Source organism: Winogradskyella ouciana (assembly GCF_009709615.1).
GTDB classification, from domain to species: Bacteria; Bacteroidota; Bacteroidia; order Flavobacteriales; family Flavobacteriaceae; genus Winogradskyella; species Winogradskyella ouciana.
The window spans coordinates 1-506 of sequence record NZ_WJYA01000023.1 but is presented as its reverse complement, the minus strand read 5'-3'; the positions used below and the strand labels follow the sequence as shown (position 1 = coordinate 506).

Genomic DNA, 506 nt, shown 5'->3' with positions numbered 1-506 from the left:
TCAACTCCTAGGTCTAAACTACTGGTCTTCTCTATAGCGATGCTTGCTGCCTGTGGAATCGTCGTATCTGTTGGATCGTCCGTTCCGGTTGGATCTGCTGGATCATCACTATCGTCCGTTACTGGATTGCCGCTTGGGTCATCACTATCGGCTATCGCCTGATTCGTTACGATACCTGCATCGATATCGGCCTGAGTGATCGCATAGGTCGCTGTGTAAACTATCGTTCCACTACCTACTACCATATCTTCCAGGTCGGCTTCTCCGTCTTCGTCTGTTCCTCCACTGACATAGGTCGGTGTTGGTAAGGTCCCTGTTCCTGTAAAGTCCGCTGCGTCTTCTGTGACACTAACATCAAATAAGGTCGTGTTACCTGTGTTGGTGACTGTATAGGTATACGTTATTATGTCACCCGGTGTGGCGATGCCGTCAACTCCTAGGTCTAAACTACTGGTCTTCTCTATAGCGATGCTTGCTGCCTGTGGAATCGTCGTATCTGTTGGATC

At 49.2% G+C, this 506-nt stretch carries 1 protein-coding gene; it reads right to left on the bottom strand.

The window, feature by feature from the left end; genetic code table 11:
• Positions 1–506: CLIPPER-2 domain-containing protein (locus F1003_RS18485; RefSeq protein ID WP_438695866.1), on the bottom strand; the 506-nt coding region annotated here is incomplete at both ends.